3 protein-coding genes are annotated in these 2,518 nt (G+C 39.7%); all 3 read left to right on the forward strand.

The features are described 5' to 3' along the window. On the forward strand, positions 1-625 hold a 625-nt coding region (locus ACFI6J_RS21370; protein ID WP_462586387.1), incomplete at its 5' end, for a hypothetical protein. Beyond that, positions 609-1,634: a radical SAM protein gene (locus ACFI6J_RS21375; protein WP_462586388.1), complete on the forward strand. Its 1,026-nt coding sequence runs from the start codon at positions 609-611 to the stop codon at positions 1,632-1,634. The genes ACFI6J_RS21370 and ACFI6J_RS21375, both read left to right, overlap by 17 nt. A 279-nt stretch (positions 1,635-1,913) precedes the next feature. Beyond that, positions 1,914-2,518, forward strand: a 605-nt coding sequence (locus ACFI6J_RS21380) for an MFS transporter (RefSeq protein ID WP_462586389.1), incomplete at its 3' end; no start/stop codon positions are given.

Raw genomic sequence — 2,518 nt, forward strand, 5'->3', positions numbered from 1 at the left:
TCATTTTAGAAAGTTAGCTCAAAAAGCAGGAAAACGAGTGAGTTTAGGAATCAGTCCTGTGATTCAGATTTACAATATTCTTTATATTATAGATCTCCTTGAGTATGCTGAAGAAGTTATGGAAGAGTCTGGTCGTGAAATAATTGTTGATTTTCTATTCTGCCTTCATCCAGACTTTCTAGATATTGTTCACCTTCCAGATAATATTAAGCACGAAGCCATCTCTCGTTTGGAAGATTTTAAAAGAGTTTCTAAAGCTTACAAATCGAAATCAGAAAAATCATTTTTTATGAGAAATGGTGTCGATAGCACACTCACGCGTCTCAACGATTCATTAGGCCAGGAGAACTCTAAAATGATTCGAGACTTTATGGCTTACAGTAGAACTTTGGATCAAGAGAGAAAGCAGAGTATGAAAGAGTGTTTGCCAGAATTGGTTTTCTTGCTGAAAGAGGCGGGATACGACTATGAAAAAGAACCCCTGTTAACTCAGAACAAAAGTCGTTCTGAGCAAAGTATAAGTCGTTCTGAGCAAAGTATAAGTCGTTCTGAGCAAAGTATAAGTCGTTCTGAGCAAAGCGAAGAACCTATTGTTGGTGAGGATCAGAATGTCCACCACCCATAAGTCGATTAGCTTTGTGAACTATGAAGGAGACTCCTTAGGACTTTCCGTTGAACAAGCTATGATCAAGCGACAAAACAGTTGGAAGAATTGGAAGTGCTCTGCAGGTGCGGAAAATATTTTTGTGGATGCCGATGGTTTTTTGTATGTGGCTGCTTGCAAGGTTGAGGGAAAAAAGGGAAATGTTTTTTCTGGTGAATGGGATTTAAAGGAAGAATGGATCACTTGCCCAGCTCAATGGTGCATGTGTGGGCAAGATATGCAATTAAGAAAAGTTCGAGATGAATCCTTTTTTTCATTGTTGGAGCACCCGCCAAAAGAGAATGTCACAGAAATGGACCGAGTGGATTGGGTGGTGCCATACTATTATGATGGTTTTGTATCACACCCACGATATGTCACCTGGGATCTTGGGCGACGCTGTAATTACTCTTGTAGCTACTGTCACCCACTGATTTCAAACAAAAAAGATCCATTGAGAACCAAAGCAGAGTTGGATAAGGCTACTGATCTCATAAAAAGTAAATTTCTAAGGAAACACAAAGCCAAATGGATTTTTACAGGTGGGGAACCAACAATCATTCCCTATTTTATGGACATGTGTAAAAATCTTCGTGGGGAAGGCCATGATCTTCACACGCAAACCAATGGAAGTCGAAGCCCTGAGTATCACCGTGAATTGATACGTTACAGCTTTGTAGGTATAAGTGTTCATTTGGAATTTGCTAAAGATGACCGCCTAGTAAAGGTCGTCGAAGCCATCATTGATGAAAAAAATAATAACTCAGAAACAGCAAAGAATTGGTTTGGTCTCCGCATTATGGTGGGGCCAGGAGATCTAGAAAGATCACTCAATCTTAAAAAACAAATTTTAAAAATTCCTCATTTTGAAAAGCATGGGCATATTTCACTCAGCCCACTTTATGAGAACAACACACAGGAACCCACCCATCATGGGAGAATGCTTCATTATGAGCCAGGGGAATATCAGGAAATTCTTTCTCACGCATAACAGCCAATTTTACTCCTCCGGTCACTGTTCATAGTCTGGTCAGAGCCAACTATCCAATGGTGGTTAATACCATTTGGACCCACTTACAAAACTTTAACGATGAGAATGGAAACAGTCGCGTCTTTTAAGAGCTTTTCAATGATGAACTCAAACGATTCATTAAAAGTAATTATCAATCATTAGTCTTCGTACTATCGCGACTCATTCTTATTATTCCCATTAAAAATTCTAGGATTTTTTAAAATCCACAATTCGACTACTATGTCTACAGGAGAAACCATGGAAGAAGCGCGATTGCGTTCAAACATTACAAAAGTATATTGGCTTAATGGATCATTTAGCTTTATGATTCTTATGCCAATAATCGTTCCTTTCTTTAAGAGTCGCGGACTCAATTTGGAAAATATTTATCAGCTTCAAGCGATCTTTGCAGGAGTCATGTTGGTGGCAGAAGTTCCATCAGGTTATTTCTCTGATTTGGTGGGACGCAAAATCACTTTGATCTTGGCGTCCATTCTTCACAGTGTTGGTTTCTTAGTTATGGCCTTAGCTCCCAATTTTGAGTGGCTTGTTGTTTCTGAATTTGTTTTGGCCGTTTCAATTAGTTTGTTTTCTGGAACGGATGCATCCCTATTGTATGATTCTATGCATGCATTGGATAGTAAGGCGGCTCCAATCAAGGCTCTGGGAAAAAAAGTTTTCTACCGTAATGCAGGGGAAAGCTTTGCTGGCCTTCTTGGTGGGTGGTTGATCCTTTATCACTTTGAGGCTCCTGCTTTGGCTCAAGCTTTGGTGGGCTTTGTACCCTTGGGAATATCTTTGACCCTCTTCGAGCCGCCACGCAAGAAGATGCAGGCTAAAAAGCATAAAGAGAATTTAAGTTA

This window comes from Alteromonas sp. G4i13 (assembly GCF_054960505.1).